Source organism: Paenibacillus anseongensis (assembly GCF_009757995.1).
Classification (GTDB): domain Bacteria; phylum Bacillota; class Bacilli; order Paenibacillales; family NBRC-103111; genus Paenibacillus_E; species Paenibacillus_E chondroitinus.
The window spans coordinates 397,378-412,374 of the sequence record NZ_WSEM01000004.1 but is presented as its reverse complement, the minus strand read 5'-3'; the positions used below and the strand labels follow the sequence as shown (position 1 = coordinate 412,374).

The window sequence follows — 14,997 nt, the reverse complement described above, 5'->3', positions numbered from 1 at the left end:
CTGTGCTTCTAGGTTGTCTACTATAAAAATAACGTATTTTACGGAATCAAGAAACCCTTATCTATTCTTTGACCGAACCAAGCATCGCGCCTTTTACGAAATGCTTTTGAAGAAGCGGATATACGATGAGAATCGGCAAGGTAGCGACCAGCACGATGCCCGCTTTCATCATTTCCGGCGTAAACTGCGTACTCAGTTGGAAATCGCTCATTCCAGTATTGGCACCATTGTCTACGATGAGATTACGCAGCAGAACTTGAAGTGGGTACAAGTCCCGTGAGCGAATGTATATGGTTGCTGAAAAATAGGAATTCCATTGACTGACGGTATGAAATAACGTAATAGTCGCCAATACGGGCATAGATAATGGCAAAACAATTCGCGTATAGATGCGCAGTTCCCCGCAACCATCCATTTTGCCCGCTTCAAACAATTCCCCAGGAAGTGCTTTAAAAAAAGTTCGAATAATCAGAACATAAAATGCGCTCATCGCTCCAGGAATAATGAGAGACCAAAGCGAATTAATCATGCCCAGCTGTTTGACTAGCAAATAACTCGGAATTAAAGGGACAGGAAATACGAACGTAACGACAATAAGCTTCAAAATGATAGTGCGCCCCGGCATCTTCGGCCTCGTAAGCGTGTAGGCTAAGAGCGAACAGAGGAGCAGTGTCACAAGCGTTCCGACCACAGTAATATAAATGCTTACTCCCATAGCTTTCCAAATCTCATCTAACGCAAAAATAGATCCGTAGACATCAAACTGCATGCCTTTAGGCCAAAGCCCTACCAATTTGGCATTCGCATATTCCGGAAGGCTAAGCGACACGGCCAATAAGTGAATTAATGGCGCGATCATACTCAAACTGGTTATAACTAAAACAGCTATATTTACAACTGAAAACCATTGAAAGGAACGAGCGATTCTCAGGTCAATCCCCTCCTGTTTGTTCTAATAAACACTTTCACCTGTTGTCTTTTTGCTTAACGTATTCACCAACGTCAACAATATCAACCCAATGACGGATTTAAACACACCAATTGCAGTAGAGTAACTATACTGGCTGTCTAGCAAGCCAACTCTATAAATAAAGGTATCGAACACTTCACCAACATCTCGCACAAGAGGGTTTAAGAACATTAGCATTTGCTCAATATTAGCATCCAATAGATTCCCTACTCTAAGAAGCAGCAGAACGATAATTGCCGGCATCAGCGATGGCAGCGTAATCGACCATATTTGCCTAATTCGACTTGCCCCATCTACAGTGGCAGCTTCATATAAGCTCGGATTGATTCCGGCAAGCGCGGCCAAATAAATGATAGTGCCCCATCCAATTTCCTTCCAAATGCTAATAGATATAATCGTTCCTAGAAAAGTTGTCGAGTTCCCCAGGAAGTCAAAGGGTCCGAGGCCAACGTAATGAAGCAATTGATTCATCCAGCCCTTAGCGTCAAGCAGATTGGAAAAGATACCGCCTACAATGACCCATGATAGGAAATGCGGCAAATACAACATCGTCTGAAGTGGACGTTTCAACCACATTGCCCGTAATTCGTTCAACAATAAGGCTAGAATCAAAGGCGCCGGAAAACCAAATAAAATGGAGTAAAGCCCCAATTTTAAGGAGTTGCGCATAATAATCCAGAAATCATCATATCGGAACAACGTCAGAAAATGATCCAACCCCACCCATTTGCTGTGCATAAAACCTTGAAATAGGTTGTAATTCTGAAATGCGATGAGATTACCTGCCAGAGGAATGTATTTGAAAGTAAAAAAGTAGAGTAAACCGGGGATTGCCATAAGAATCAGCACCCAGGACTCTTTGGATCGGATCTGTGCAAACAGGGCGTTCTCCCCCTTTGTGAAATAATGTGGATCGAGCAACAGGAGGTCCAAGTCGGAGCTGAGCTCGATCCACGCTTAACCGGGTCTATCCGTTATTTCGTATTGAATTTGTTATACCATTCTGTCGCTTCTTTAATTGCGGCATCGCCGCCTCGCTTTTTCCACTCAACCACAAAGTTGTCGAACGCTGAATCCAGTGGTTCACGTCCTGTAAGCACTTTGGCAAACATGTCCAGGAAAAGCGTGCCTTGAGCAGCGCCAATATTTAATTCCGGATGGCTTGCGAGTGATTCCAAACGAGGCATATATTTCGCTTCATTCGGGATTAGACTTTCTTTGGACGTGGCATACCCTTTGGTAATCTTCTCGGATTCCGGCAGCGCCTTCAGCACAAGTGGAGCTGCGAAACCGATCTCACGCGGGTTCAAGGACACCTGATACATTTGGAAAGCATTTTTCTCTACATTGATCGGCTGATTAATATCGTACTTAATCTGTCCGTTTTCTTCCGTGAAGTTTTGTCCTTTGATTCCATATGCAAAAAATTGGTCAGCGTCAGGACTGCTGTAAGCCCACTCCAGGTATTTAATGATGTTTTCTGGATTTTTGGTTGTGGCCGGAATCACCCAGACGAAATAAATCTCATCCGATTGCAGCGCCATGCCTTTATCACCGCGTGGACCTTGTGGGGGTGCAATCATGCTAACAGAAGCGTTAGGTTGGTTAAGGAACGTTTTTGCTGCGTTATCCTTGCCGTACCCAGCCAGGTATTGATAAACGGCAGCTCCCCATACCCCAACTTCCCCTTTGGCAATGGAAGCATTCTGTTCATCTTCTTTTTTCACAAACAAATTGGGATTGATGTAGCCTTTATCGTATAACTGCTTATAGAAAGCGATCGCTTCCTTCATCCTTGGGTCGATAATATCCGGAACGAGCTGCCCGTTCTTGAGGCTCCACTTGTTCGTATGAACACCGAATGCAGGTGTGAAAATATCCGTCCAAACAATATTGTTGAACATGCCTAACCCATATTCATCATTTGGATCGCCGTTGCCGTTCATATCTTCTTTCTTAACCGCTTCGAAAAAGGCTAAGTAGTCGTCAAGTGTCTTAGGAGTATCCATTTTCAGCTTATCCAGCCAATCCTGGCGGATAAAGATAGAACGGTCAGCCGGTACCCCACGGGTAACGGGTATGCCATAAATTTTACCGTCCTTGGAAATACGGGGACTTTTCCAGAATTCTGCGGGTATTTTCTTTTTTAGCGTAGGCGCGTATTTATCAATGAGGGGACCGAGTTCGAGAAAAACACCTTGATCGACAGCACCGCTGTGAATGGTAGATACAATACTGTCCGTCCGGATCAAGTCAGCCAGATCACCGGATGCAAACCGAAGGGATAACTGCTGGGCATAATCGCTATGTCCCAAGAAATCATACTTCACATTGAAACCGGATAATCGGTTCAGTTCTTTCTTGTAGATATCGTCTTCTTTGGCTTGTTTGGCATAGGCAAATTCGGAATGGGACAGAAGAATATGAATGGGATCGGAAGCCGATGCACCTGAAGTGGAAGTTGCTTTTGGATCATTAGAAGAATTGCCGCAGCCGGCTAGCATAACAACAGACATCAAAGCTCCAACTATCGTGATAGCGCTCCGCTTGCGAAGGAAACGGGAGTTGTTCGAAAGTGCTTTCAAATGAAGTAGCCCCTCTCTATAAACTTTATTATCATGGGCCCATGATAGTTTTCATTATATTAACACTTACAAAAAATTCACATGTGTTTTTAGTCGGAATTATGTGTTTATTCAAAATACATAAATAGCAATTTGGACAAATGCAAAAGGAGTTAAGCGGCTTATACCTACTTAACTCCCGGTGAACGTTGTCCTCTTCGACTATTCATCATCTACGAAGTAACATCGTCGAAATTCTGCAAAAGGCGTCGTTCCAGACCTTTTTCGTCTGATATCAGTTCTTGCATAATCGGAATCTCCATATCGGTATCGGGGTTGTATTTTAGGCCCCAGCGCATAACGGCGAATACGACCGGAAACAGATCAAGTGCTTTCTGCGTTGGCCGGTACATCGTTTGTGCGCGGCTTGAAGCGCCTTCTATTTTGACAAGAAGGCCTGCATCCGTGAGGGATTGAAGGCGTGCGCTCAAAATATTGGTTGCTATGCCCTCGCGTGAAGCAAGGAACTCGCGGTAATGCCGCTTATTATGGATAAGGACATCGCGAAGGATGATGAGGCTCCATGGATCGCCCCATATGTCGAGTGCATAGACGATTGGACAAACTGTAGGGGTTCGTTTTTTCATGAGTCGATTATACTATCCATACTTGCATCTTACAAGTTAACATATTCGCTCCATTTGTACTTGCAATTTGCAAGTAATGATTTTATACTAGGAGTGCTATTACCAAATATTGAGAGGAGATAGCTTGCATGAATCAAAACTACACCACGGCCTTTAATGTGGAGCAAAGCCCCGACGAAGTCTTCGCCGCTATCAATAACGTCCGAGGATGGTGGTCCGAAGATATTGAAGGCAAAACGGACGAACTTGGCGAATTTAAGCACCACTACCAGGACATTCACCGCTGCACCATCGCAATCACCGAACTTATTCCAGGTAAGAAGGTTGTTTGGCACGTGATAGACAACTACTTCAACTTCGTAGTGGACAAGAGCGAATGGAAGGATACCGACATTATCTTTGAAATCACCGAGAAGGACGGAACAACAGAAGTTCGCTTTACGCACGTAGGTCTAGTCCCATCATATGAGTGCTACAGCGTTTGCTCGGACTCCTGGGGCACCTATATCAACGGCAGTCTACGCAGCTTGATTACGGAGGGTAAGGGCCAGCCCAACCAAAGCGAGCGAATTGCCAATAAACACGGCTTGGAAAACTCTTAGGAAGACCTTGCTATCCCTTAAGTAATACAAAAAACCAAGGAGCTAAGCGAGAACAACTCGCTTAGCTCCTTGGTTTATAAATTTCTTGGAAATCTGGGATGCGGTCGGAGGGATTTGAACCCTCACGCCTTGTGAGCGCCACCCCCTCAAGATGGTGTGTCTGCCGTTCCACCACGACCGCATAAGAGGATAAAAAACTGACCCGTAGGGGACTCGAACCCCTGTTACCTCCGTGAAAGGGAGGTGTCTTAACCACTTGACCAACGGGCCACGAAAGTCATGAAGCTTGTGCAGCCCATTTTGACGACAATTGTTATTATAAAGGATCATATCTCAATTGACAAGTGCAAAATCTGGATCACTTCCGGACAAATATGGTATGCTGAAACCAATTCAACCTGACCGAGGTGTTTGGTTTGTCAACCATGCTCATATATGAATCTACACAGGCAACCGTCCACGAGGAAGAGGTACGCATTCCAGCTCCAAACGAAGTTGTTTGGGTGCGATTGGAGAACCCGTCGCCCGATGAAGTCAAGCATGTCCTTGGCGATGTATTCAAGTGCCACCCGCTCCTCGTCGAGGATGCCATTAAGCTAAACCAACGGCCGAAGATGGATACGTATAAAAATCACGTCTTCCTGACCTTCTTCGCTGTCTCCGAGGGGCTGGAGCCCCAAGAAATTGCGATCGTGATCGGCTCTAATTTTGTTATCACCGTGTACAAAGACAAGCTTCCTTTCATCGATCAGCTCTACCTCACATGCCAAGAAGTGCCTGAGCGAATCAGCCATCCTGGCGTCATTTTACATGCCATCCTGGATCGCTGTGTCGACGATTATACCGTCATCGTGGAACATCTGGACGATCGCCTGGACAATATGGAACAGTCCGTCTATCTAAATCCCGCGATTCGCATCGCACAGGATATTTTCCAGCTGAAAAGGATCATGCACCAGCTCCGCCGCGTCATTGTCGATGAGCGAATTGCCCTGGCGGCTATTGCTCACCACTCTTTTCCGTACACACGGGAAGAAGATAATGTCTATTTCATGGATGTTATGGACCATATTTCGCGCGTCGTAGATTCGCTGGATATTTTCCGTGAGTCGCTGACTGGGCTGCTTGAGCTCCAAATGAGTATGAAATCCGATCGCATGAACGAAATTATGAAAACATTAACGATTTTCAGTACGATTTTTCTGCCGCTCACCTTTATTGTCGGCGTCTACGGCATGAACTTCAAGATTATTCCCGAACTAGGTTGGGATTATGGCTATCTGTATGTCTGGATCCTGATGATTGGCATTGGTGTCTTGATGTGGTACTTTTTTAAACGTAAACATTGGTTCTGACTATGCATTGTGCAAAAAACGAAAGGCACCCGCCGTGATATCCACAATCACCGGGTGCCTTTTTTCCTTATGCTATTTTAAAATAAGCAACCGATTCATTAAGTGTATTCACAACCGAGCGAAGCTGCTCGGAAGCTGCAGCGATATTCTGCATCATGGCTAACTGCTCTTCCGTTGCAGCGGCAACGTTCTGCGATTTGATCAGAATCTGCGACGAACTCGCAGCCGAGTGCTCCATCGTCGCAGAAATTTCCTGCGAGCTCGCCGACATTTGCTCCGTGATGGCTGAAGTCTCATGAATTTGTGTCACAATGTGCGTGACGGATGCCATGATCGTATGGAAGCTTTGATTTACTTCCTGCATCATCGCAGATCCCGTACCAGCCTCCTGCTTCGTCACTTGCATGGACTCGGACACACTTGCAATCTCCACTCGCGTCTCGTGAATCAATTGATTAATCCCATCGGCAGAAGCGATGGACTGCGAGGCCAGCTTGCGGATTTCGTTGGCGACAACGTTAAATCCTCTGCCGTGCTCGCCTGCTCTGGCCGCCTCAATAGAAGCGTTCAGCGACAGCAGGTTCGTTTGATTAGCGAAAGAGGTAATGCTCGAAGCAATTGACCCGATTTCATCGGATTTGCGAGTCAATGATAAAACCGTTTGTGAGAGTTGATCCACCGATTTCAGGATGCTCGCGATTTGCTGCTGCAACTTCCCTAGCAGTTCATTGCCTAACTCCGCATGGTGAGAAGTTAGCGACGAGTGGTCCGCCATGACGCTCGAGTTTTCAGCCACCTTTTGAATACCAATCGCCATCTCCTCAATCGTTCTGCTCGTTTCTTCACTGCTTCTGACTTGAATCTCAACGTCATGCGTCATATCTTGAATGTTCGTAGCGACATGCTCGGCGGCCGTAGCTGATTCCTTGGAGCTATCCGAGAGCTCGATTGAAGCGTCATGGACGAATTGCGTATTGGTGGCAATGACAGCGATCAAGCCTTTTATTTTCATAACCATCGTATCGACAGACTCTGTAATTTTCCCCAGCTCATCCTTCGCGTACTTGTTGCCCGGCTCATGCCGCAAATCTCCAGCCGCCACTTCAGAAGTGACCTTCATGATGGACCGGACCGTCCTCATTATTTTACGAATGATCATCCAACCGGATAGGGCCAGCAAAAGGACGATAAATGCGACAGATGCATACACGGTTTGCTCCGTTTTACGATTTTGATCCTCGATCTGATCGATACTCGCATTCGCATAAACGTCCAAAATTTCACCAATTTGGTTCATTCCTTCGCGCCCTTTCTCGAAAGTAACCATAAGCTTAGGGTCATTGCTGGCATTTTTCCCTTTTCCCAAAGACTGTACCACGGCATCTGCTTCCTTCGCCCACTGATCAAAAGAGGTATGAAACCCGGCAACATTCTGCTCGATCGTCAGCTTCGTTTCTGCGTGTACCACCTGATAAAGACCCTTCGCTTTTAAAATGTTTGCCGCCTGCTCAACTCTGGTATTCGCTTGTTCAATATTCTCTTTCATCGCTTTGAGCTGCGTCGTTGTGTCCTCCGCATTCAATGTGCCTGATACTAGCAGTTGGTAGGCCACTAGCGCCTGATACATGTCCCTGTCCGCGTTCAAAATGAGCGAAGTACTCTTGTCCGTTGTTTCATATAGGGATGACGCCAACGCCCTTGTATTGCTTTTGTTTTGCTCCATTAAATAAATACTTGTCCCCAAATACAGGATTGAAGGCACTAAGAGCAATAAAATCAAACGCACTCGAATGGATAAACCTTTCATCATCTCTTCAGCCCCCGTCTAGTTGTCTGTTGTTTGTCATCACTATAAGGGAAAATCGTTTATTAAGTATTAAACAATTGTTAGCAAAACTCACAAAAAAATAAGCCCAAACGGCGCAAACGCCATCTGAGCTTATTTCCAAATTCATACGGAGAGAGAGGGATTCGAACCCTCGCACCGCTTACGCAGTCTAACCCCTTAGCAGAGGGTCCCCTTATAGCCACTTGGGTATCTCTCCAAAGATATGGCTCCCCGAACAGGACTCGAACCTGTGACAACTCGATTAACAGTCGAGTGCTCTACCAACTGAGCTATCAGGGAATGAATAAGTATAATTTTATTATGAAGGGGCTTGTAAGTCAAGTGTATACGATTTCAATTTTCCCTTACATTTTCCACAGGCATACTTGCGGACGTCCACTTTTCGCTTTCGGAAATACTCCGTTTTGCAATTGACGCATTCCAGCCGGTATTTATAAGCCCTTTTCTGACGTGCCTGAGGCAGCGACTGACAGAAGCGAGACCCGCCAACCTGCGCCAACAGTGTTTTGAAATCATGATCGCGGTGCTTATAACCCCGTTTTAATATATGTAAATGATAATGGCAAAGTTCATGTTTAATGATTTTCTCAATTTCCTCACGGCCAAACGTCTCCCACTGCATCCAAGAGATTTCAATATCATGGGATTTGGTAAAATAACGTCCTCCCGTTGACCTTAATCTTCGGTTAAAGCGCGCCTGATGAACAAACGGCCTTCCAAACGATGCCAAAGAAATCTGCTCAATCCACTCCTGAAGTTCCCGATCCTCCATCCCCTACGCTCCTTAGATTTTTCATTAAAAACTTTCTTCGCAAGCTCATCTTAGACAAGTTCTCACTTGAATTTGTACCGTATGTACGGCTATACTGTCAAGTAGAAAAGAAAGAACGAAAGCTTTATACAGAGAGGATTTGACCAATCGAATGCCACAAATGCGATATGCCATTCTAAAGCTCGACCAGCAAGTAGAATTTGTTGCCATGCCATCTTCCTATTCTTATCAACTTACCGCTTTGAATCAAAGATTGCACAAGGAATTGGATAAACTGACTGCCGATGATGTCCCTCAGCTCCCGCGAGTAATTGCAGAATGTGACGACTTGGAATTAATCGGAACGACGTATACGCTCATTCAAGGATTAGAGTATATTAATCGTTTGGAAAAATCCTTTGCCGGCATCCAGGAGAAATCCTATCCGCTGATCTCGCTGCTAACTGAAATCCGCGCGCTTCAAGCGCAGCTGGAACAGTGGTACGAAGAGGAATTTGAAGATTAATGTCAAAAGGACCTGCACCCTACTCCCTTCTCCTTCATATGCTATAAGTACATGGCGAAGAAGGGGATGGGCATATGCCGCAATGGCTCTGTAATCAATTAATGCGGGCCTTCCAGAACAAAAACCGCAGACAAATCCGATTGCTGAATGATAGCTGGTACTTTTACCGCACCCGCCGCTCACAAGAGGAGTGGCCTGACACCCAATCGACGGACGGACCGGGCAAACGTAAATTTTGATAAAAGGGCTAGTACTTGTTTGAGACAGGTGCTGGCTTTTTTGCCGTAACCGGTACATAGAAGCAGCAAGATTAAATGAAAAATATGTTGCATATTTGAAATGAGCCCACTATACTGTAAATAAATGTAATAGTCCGTTGAGTGAAGCACACTTGACCCAGCAGAAGTTCTGCTGGTCGGTGTGTTTTTTGTTGTCTAAATATGTATAAAGGGGTCGATCAATCATGGTTTTACGTCGAAGAGTGAAAAAAGGTCAAGGAGACAACGTATATCTGCTGCATGAAAGAAGGTCATCTTATTCTGTACATAACATCCCCGCCCCTTCTACACCCGATCTGTGGGAGTTAAGGAAGCAAGCTATTCTCCAGGTTGCGAAGCGCCGTAATGGCCAAATCCATATCCAGGACATCGCGGCCGAATGTAATGTTCCTTTTCGCATAGCTGCCGGGTGGCTGACCTGTTTAGCGCGTGAGGATGTGCTTACGGCGGTCGTTGGCCCGCAGCAGGCAATCGTTTATTTTGTGAAGGAGGTGGGGCAAACTTCGGAATGAGATTTTCTCTCAAATTTTGTTGGAGAGGATGATGTGGACGAAAGAGAAGGATGAAGCGTAAAAGAGAAAGGATGATGCGGAAGAAGCGAAAAGATGATGCGGAAGAAGCGAAAGGATGAAGCCAATAAGTGAGGGTGATGCGGAAGAAGCAAAATGAAGCCAATAAGAAAGGATGATGTAAAAAAGCAGCCGGCAGCTTATCGCCGCCAACTGCTATCTATTTGCTTATTGCTGCGGTTTTTTCATGGTCAAGCCGACGCGGCCCTTTTTCTGATCCACGTTCAGCACCCACACTTGAACAATGTCTCCAACAGAAACAACATCCATCGGATGTTTCACGAAGCCGTTCTTGAGCTGGGAGATGTGCACCAGCCCATCGTTCTTGATGCCGATATCGACGAAAGCGCCGAAATCGATGACATTGCGTACCGTGCCGGTCAATTCCATGCCCGGCACAAGGTCCTCCAGCTGCAGCACGTCTGTGCGGAAGATCGGCGCGGGCACTTCTTCCCGCGGATCCCGCCCAGGACGCTGCAGGCTGTCTAAGATGTCCCGCAGCGTCGGGACACCCACGCCCAGCTTCGGAGCCATCTCCTCTGGCTCCAGCGTTTGCAGCAGCGACAGAAGCTGCTGCGAGCCCAGCTGCGCCAGTTCCAGGCGCAGCTCCTTGAACAACCGATCCACGACGTCGTAAGACTCCGGATGGATCGGGGTGTTGTCCAGCGGGTTCCCGCCGCCGGGAATCCGCATGAACCCGACACACTGCTCGAAGGTTTTCGCGCCAAGGCGCGGAACCTTCGACAGCTCCTGTCGGGAGCCGAACTTGCCGTTCTCCTCGCGATACTTGACGATGTTTTTGGCCAACGTCGCGTTGACGCCCGACACGTACGAGAGCAAAGACGGAGACGCCGTGTTCAGGTCCACGCCGACATGGTTAACGGCCGATTCTACGACGGCCTTCAAGTTCTCATCCAGACGTTTCTGCGAAACGTCATGCTGGTACTGCCCGACGCCGATGGCCTTCGGCTCGATCTTTACAAGCTCCGCGAGCGGGTCCTGCAGCCTCCGCGCGATCGAGATCGCGCTGCGCTCGGCGACGTCGAGGTCAGGGAACTCCGTCTGCGCCAGCTTCGACGCGGAGTACACGCTCGCCCCCGCTTCGCTGACGATCAAGTACTTGAGCTTCTGCTCCTTGATCTCGCCAATCAGCTCCGCAACAAACTGCTCCGTTTCACGGGAAGCCGTTCCATTCCCAATGACGATCAGCTCGACGCCGTGCTTGCTGATCAATTGCTTGAACTTCGCCTTCGCTTCCGCCACCTTATTATTGGGAGGTGTCGGGTACGTCACGGCGATTTCAAGCATTTTCCCGGTGTCGTCGATGACGGCCAGCTTGCAGCCTGTCCGGTAAGCGGGATCGACACCGAGCACCACGTGCCCTTTGACGGGCGCTTGGAGCAGCAGATTACGCAGATTTTCTGCGAAAATCTTAATCGCTTGCTCCTCGCCCATCTCTGTCATCTCTCCGCGCACTTCGCGCTCGATGGACGGTGCGATAAGACGCTTATAAGCATCTTCGACAACCGCACGAAGTACATCTTGTACAACGGATTGCCCTTTGATAATCTGCCTAGCGATATAATCATGAATTTTATCTACTGTAACAACCAAATTAACCTTGAGAATTTCCTCGCGTTCTCCACGATTAATGGCAAGAATACGGTGTGGCGGGAGACGCTTCACCGGCTCCTGATAGGCGTAGTACATCTCATAAACGGACTCAGCTTTTGCATCTTTTGCCTCTGTATGTAAGACCCCTTGATCCTGCGTGTATCTGCGTACCCAGGCTCTAATCTTGGCATCGTCCGCAATGTTCTCCGCCAAGATGTCCATCGCGCCCTGGATCGCGTCAGCCGCGCTTGCAACCTGCTTGTCCACGTTTACGTAACGCTCGGCTTCTTGTTCGAGCGAGCCGTTTCTAGGCTGCTTCCAGATCCAATCCGCTAGCGGTTCTAAGCCACGCTCTTTGGCTACGCTGGCTCTCGTCTTCCGCTTTTGACGATACGGCCTGTACAAATCTTCGATTTCTTGCAGCTTTGCAGCGCCTTCAATCGATTTGCGCAGCTCATCCGTCAGCTTCCCCTGCTCGTCGATCAAACGCACGACCTCCAGCTTGCGATCCTCGAGGTTGCGCAAGTACTGCAGACGCTCCTCGATGTCCCGCAGCTGGTTTTCGTCTAGCTCGCCCGTCATTTCTTTCCGGTACCGAGCGATAAAAGGAATCGTATTCCCCTCATCCAGCAGCCCCATCGTCGTTTTTACTTTACCTGCGGGCAGCTGGAGCTCAGCGGAGATCTGTTTCAAGATTCGCTCTTGGATCTCCGCTTTCTTCTCTTCAGAAAGGACGACCTTTTCCTTCGGCTCTTCCTCGTATTTGTTCTTTGCACCCTTGCTTCCCGCCTGCTCTTCTTCCGTTTTCACACCTGTATTTCCGGATGCTTCGCCGGCTGCGTGGAACCATTTGTTCATCATCGTTTCCAATATTGTCACAGTCATTCCCCACTTCTACTTAGATTCAAGTATGTATGCAAACCAAAAAACGAGGGAACCACTTCCCCCCGTCCGTTCCTGATCCTATTCAAAATTCTATCAGTCCCACGCTAATTTGCAAAGCGTCGTCAACCTTTCGCATCGTTTCTTCATCCAAATGCGTAATTTTGTCCGTTAGCCGTTGCTTGTCAATCGTTCTGATCTGCTCAAGCAGAATGACCGAATCTCGGTCGAAACCATGCGTCTCCGCGTCGATTTCCACATGCGTGGGCAGCTTCGCCTTCTGGATTTGAGCGGTAATCGCTGCAACAATCACAGTTGGGCTAAAGCGGTTGCCGATATCATTTTGGATCACGAGAACAGGACGAACTCCTCCCTGCTCCGATCCTACTACCGGCGAAAGATCTGCGAAAAAAACATCGCCACGTTTCACAATCACTTCTTACACCCCGCTTACTAAGCGATCAAGCGTACCGTCCGCTTCTTCCTCCGCTTGAAAAGCTTCAGATGCCATGCTGAGATTAATTTTCGCCATCTCCATATACCCACGCTGCATGGATTCGCGTAGACTGCGCTTTTTGCGTTCAATTAAATACAGCTTCATTGCCTGGCGAATAAATTCGCTGCGATTGGAGTTCTCCTTCTCGACAATGCCGTCCACTTCTTGCAACAGATTGTCAGGCAAGCTAATCATGATCCTTTTCGTATTATGCGCATTACTCACACTCTCGCACCCCCAAGAAACGATACAAAGACAATATTACCAGTATGTCAAATTGAAAACCAAATTATACAATAGATATATGCAACCAGTATATCAAATATGTTACACCTATGGATATAAGATTCTACACTACGTATTCGATAGCCTACTCTAAATTCCTCCAAAGGAAGGAACATTTTTAAATGGTAAATTCATCCGAGTTAGAATGAAACCCAATTTAGTAACGATGACGCATTAGCGGATTAATGGCATCCACTCGTTCGCCGCCGCGCACATACACACGTGCGACCCGATGTGAAATCATACAAATGACTTCATAATTAACCGTACCTAGCTGATCTGCAATATCTTCAGCCGTAATTCGTTCTCCGTCCTGCTCCCCGATCAGCACAACCTCATCGAGAGACTGGACACCTTCGACGTCAGACACGTTGATCATGCATTGGTCCATACAAATTCGACCGACCACCTGCACCCTTTTGCCGCGAACCAAAACTTCTGCCTTACCCGAAAGCATCCGTGAATACCCATCCGCATACCCGATTGGCAGCGTTCCGATCTGCTCTTCGCCTTTCGTATGATAGATCGTTCCATAGCTAATCCCGGAGTCTGACGGCAATGTTTTGAGATGGACGATGCCTGTTTTGAGACTAAGCACCGGTTTTAACGCAATTTTGGTTTGATCCACATCCCCGGAAGGATATAGGCCATACATCGAGATACCCAAACGTACCATCGAATAAGTGAGACCAGGCAAATCAATAGCTGCTGCGCTGTTGCCCGCGTGTATATATGGAAACGTTACACCTTTATCCGTAAAATAGCTCACAATCCGCTCAAAACGGCGGTACTGCTCCAGCGTATAGCTTTTATCCACTTCATCCGCATTCGCGTAATGAGTAAACAATCCTTCAACTTCCACATTCGGCAGCGTCAACGCTTGCTCAATGAAAGGAATTGCATCCGCTTCCGTATGCAAACCAAGACGACCCATGCCGGTATCAAGCTTGATGTGGATTTTCAGCTTCTTCTTATGCTGCTGCGCTTGCAGCTCCTTGAGGACATCATGACTATAGACCGCTATCGTAACATCAAGCTCTCGTGCCCGCTCGACTCCCTCTGGAGGCGTGTAGCCAAGCACCAGAATAGGTGCGGTTATTCCTGCATTTCTTAGCTCCAGCGCTTCATCAAAAAACGCTACACCCAAGTAATCCACACCTGCGGCTAAAGCCTCTTTGGATACTTCCACAGCCCCGTGTCCGTACGCATCCGCTTTAACAACTGCCATCTGCTTCATTCCTGCCGGCAGTATCTTCTGAAAACCTTCAATGTTGCTTCGCAGTGCATCTAACGAAATTTCAACCCACGTGGGACGATAAAAAGCATCCACCAGCGTTCACCTCTTTTTCCAAATGCAAAGGACAAGGGAAGGCCCGCTCCTTACGAGCAGCAGGACTCCCCCTCCAATAATTCCGAACCCGTTAGGACCGATAAACCTATGTTAAACCGAGTCACGAAACACTGTCAACCGTCCTTTAGCCTTAAATAAGGCGAAATCGCGTCATATCCAAACGACGCTTTTTATGAGCATGTCTGTTCGCATCGCCGTCTCCAAAAGGAAATCGGCTCAATGCTACTCCCCTCGTACATTTGCAGCCCATTCAGTTCT

15 protein-coding genes and 4 tRNA genes are annotated in these 14,997 nt (G+C 47.3%); 5 read left to right on the top strand and 14 right to left on the bottom strand.

All coding sequences use genetic code 11. From position 1 onward, the window contains the following. Positions 1-61 precede the first annotated feature (61 nt). The 4 genes from GON05_RS03875 to GON05_RS03860 all read right to left on the bottom strand — a co-directional run bounded on the left by GON05_RS03875 (position 62) and on the right by GON05_RS03860 (position 4,181). On the bottom strand, positions 62-859 hold the full coding sequence (locus tag GON05_RS03875) for a carbohydrate ABC transporter permease (RefSeq protein ID WP_157317886.1): 798 nt from the start codon (positions 857-859) through the stop codon (positions 62-64). 93 nt (positions 860-952) lie between these two features. After that, a complete protein-coding gene (locus GON05_RS03870) occupies positions 953-1,807 on the bottom strand; it encodes an ABC transporter permease (RefSeq protein ID WP_157317885.1) in 855 nt (284 codons plus the stop codon). A 137-nt stretch (positions 1,808-1,944) separates the two neighbouring features. Next, positions 1,945-3,555 (bottom strand): extracellular solute-binding protein, encoded by a 1,611-nt coding sequence (locus GON05_RS03865; protein ID WP_127457247.1) that lies wholly within the window; start codon positions 3,553-3,555, stop codon positions 1,945-1,947. Between the two features lie 212 nt (positions 3,556-3,767). Beyond that, complete coding sequence (locus tag GON05_RS03860; RefSeq protein ID WP_127457248.1) at positions 3,768-4,181, bottom strand: winged helix-turn-helix transcriptional regulator; 414 nt, start codon at positions 4,179-4,181, stop codon at positions 3,768-3,770. A 128-nt stretch (positions 4,182-4,309) separates the two neighbouring features. Here GON05_RS03860 and GON05_RS03855 point away from each other — a divergent pair, with 128 nt between their 5' ends. Then, the gene (locus tag GON05_RS03855; protein WP_157317884.1) at positions 4,310-4,783 is read left to right on the top strand and encodes an SRPBCC family protein; all 474 of its coding nucleotides are present in this window, start codon (positions 4,310-4,312) and stop codon (positions 4,781-4,783) included. A 99-nt stretch (positions 4,784-4,882) separates the two neighbouring features. Here the strand turns inward: GON05_RS03855 and GON05_RS03850 are convergent. Together GON05_RS03850 and GON05_RS03845 are read right to left on the bottom strand one after the other, a co-directional pair. Then, a tRNA-Leu gene (locus GON05_RS03850) sits at positions 4,883-4,964 on the bottom strand. A gap of 17 nt (positions 4,965-4,981) precedes the next feature. Continuing rightward, positions 4,982-5,053 (bottom strand) — tRNA-Glu (locus GON05_RS03845). A 155-nt stretch (positions 5,054-5,208) separates the two neighbouring features. On the opposite strand from GON05_RS03845, the gene corA reads away from it, so the two are divergent. Beyond that, a complete protein-coding gene (corA, locus tag GON05_RS03840) occupies positions 5,209-6,138 on the top strand; it encodes a magnesium/cobalt transporter CorA (RefSeq protein ID WP_157318063.1) in 930 nt (309 codons plus the stop codon). Between the two features lie 67 nt (positions 6,139-6,205). On the opposite strand, the gene GON05_RS03835 is transcribed toward corA, so the two are convergent. The 4 genes from GON05_RS03835 to GON05_RS03820 all read right to left on the bottom strand — a co-directional run bounded on the left by GON05_RS03835 (position 6,206) and on the right by GON05_RS03820 (position 8,759). Further along, positions 6,206-7,948 carry a methyl-accepting chemotaxis protein gene (locus GON05_RS03835; RefSeq protein WP_157317883.1) on the bottom strand — a complete coding sequence of 581 codons (1,743 nt, stop codon included), beginning with the start codon at positions 7,946-7,948 and terminating at the stop codon, positions 6,206-6,208. 146 nt (positions 7,949-8,094) lie between these two features. Further along, positions 8,095-8,183 (bottom strand) — tRNA-Ser (locus GON05_RS03830). A gap of 7 nt (positions 8,184-8,190) precedes the next feature. Further along, positions 8,191-8,266 (bottom strand) — tRNA-Asn (locus GON05_RS03825). 19 nt (positions 8,267-8,285) lie between these two features. Next, complete coding sequence (locus GON05_RS03820; protein WP_127457251.1) at positions 8,286-8,759, bottom strand: SprT family protein; 474 nt, start codon at positions 8,757-8,759, stop codon at positions 8,286-8,288. A gap of 151 nt (positions 8,760-8,910) precedes the next feature. On the opposite strand from GON05_RS03820, the gene GON05_RS03815 reads away from it, so the two are divergent. The 3 genes from GON05_RS03815 (at position 8,911) to GON05_RS03805 (ending at position 10,054) form a co-directional block, all read left to right on the top strand. Further along, the gene (locus GON05_RS03815) at positions 8,911-9,264 is read left to right on the top strand and encodes a hydrolase/acyltransferase (protein WP_157317882.1); all 354 of its coding nucleotides are present in this window, start codon (positions 8,911-8,913) and stop codon (positions 9,262-9,264) included. 74 nt (positions 9,265-9,338) lie between these two features. Continuing rightward, positions 9,339-9,503 (top strand): cortex morphogenetic protein CmpA, encoded by a 165-nt coding sequence (gene cmpA, locus GON05_RS03810; protein WP_090818813.1) that lies wholly within the window; start codon positions 9,339-9,341, stop codon positions 9,501-9,503. Positions 9,504-9,727: 224 nt separating this feature from the next. Then, positions 9,728-10,054, top strand: a complete 327-nt coding sequence (locus GON05_RS03805) for a hypothetical protein (RefSeq protein WP_157317881.1) — start codon at positions 9,728-9,730, stop codon at positions 10,052-10,054. A gap of 225 nt (positions 10,055-10,279) precedes the next feature. On the opposite strand, the gene GON05_RS03800 is transcribed toward GON05_RS03805, so the two are convergent. From GON05_RS03800 to alr, 4 genes are all read right to left on the bottom strand, one after another. Then, on the bottom strand, positions 10,280-12,583 hold the full coding sequence (locus GON05_RS03800) for a Tex family protein (protein WP_157318062.1): 2,304 nt from the start codon (positions 12,581-12,583) through the stop codon (positions 10,280-10,282). Positions 12,584-12,692: 109 nt separating this feature from the next. Beyond that, positions 12,693-13,043: a type II toxin-antitoxin system PemK/MazF family toxin gene (locus GON05_RS03795; protein ID WP_028553893.1), complete on the bottom strand. Its 351-nt coding sequence runs from the start codon at positions 13,041-13,043 to the stop codon at positions 12,693-12,695. A gap of 3 nt (positions 13,044-13,046) precedes the next feature. Next, positions 13,047-13,328, bottom strand: coding sequence for a CopG family ribbon-helix-helix protein (locus GON05_RS03790; protein ID WP_028553892.1), 282 nt, complete (start codon positions 13,326-13,328; stop codon positions 13,047-13,049). A 217-nt stretch (positions 13,329-13,545) separates the two neighbouring features. Further along, on the bottom strand, positions 13,546-14,718 hold the full coding sequence (gene alr / locus GON05_RS03785; protein WP_181646629.1) for an alanine racemase: 1,173 nt from the start codon (positions 14,716-14,718) through the stop codon (positions 13,546-13,548). Positions 14,719-14,997 lie beyond the last annotated feature (279 nt).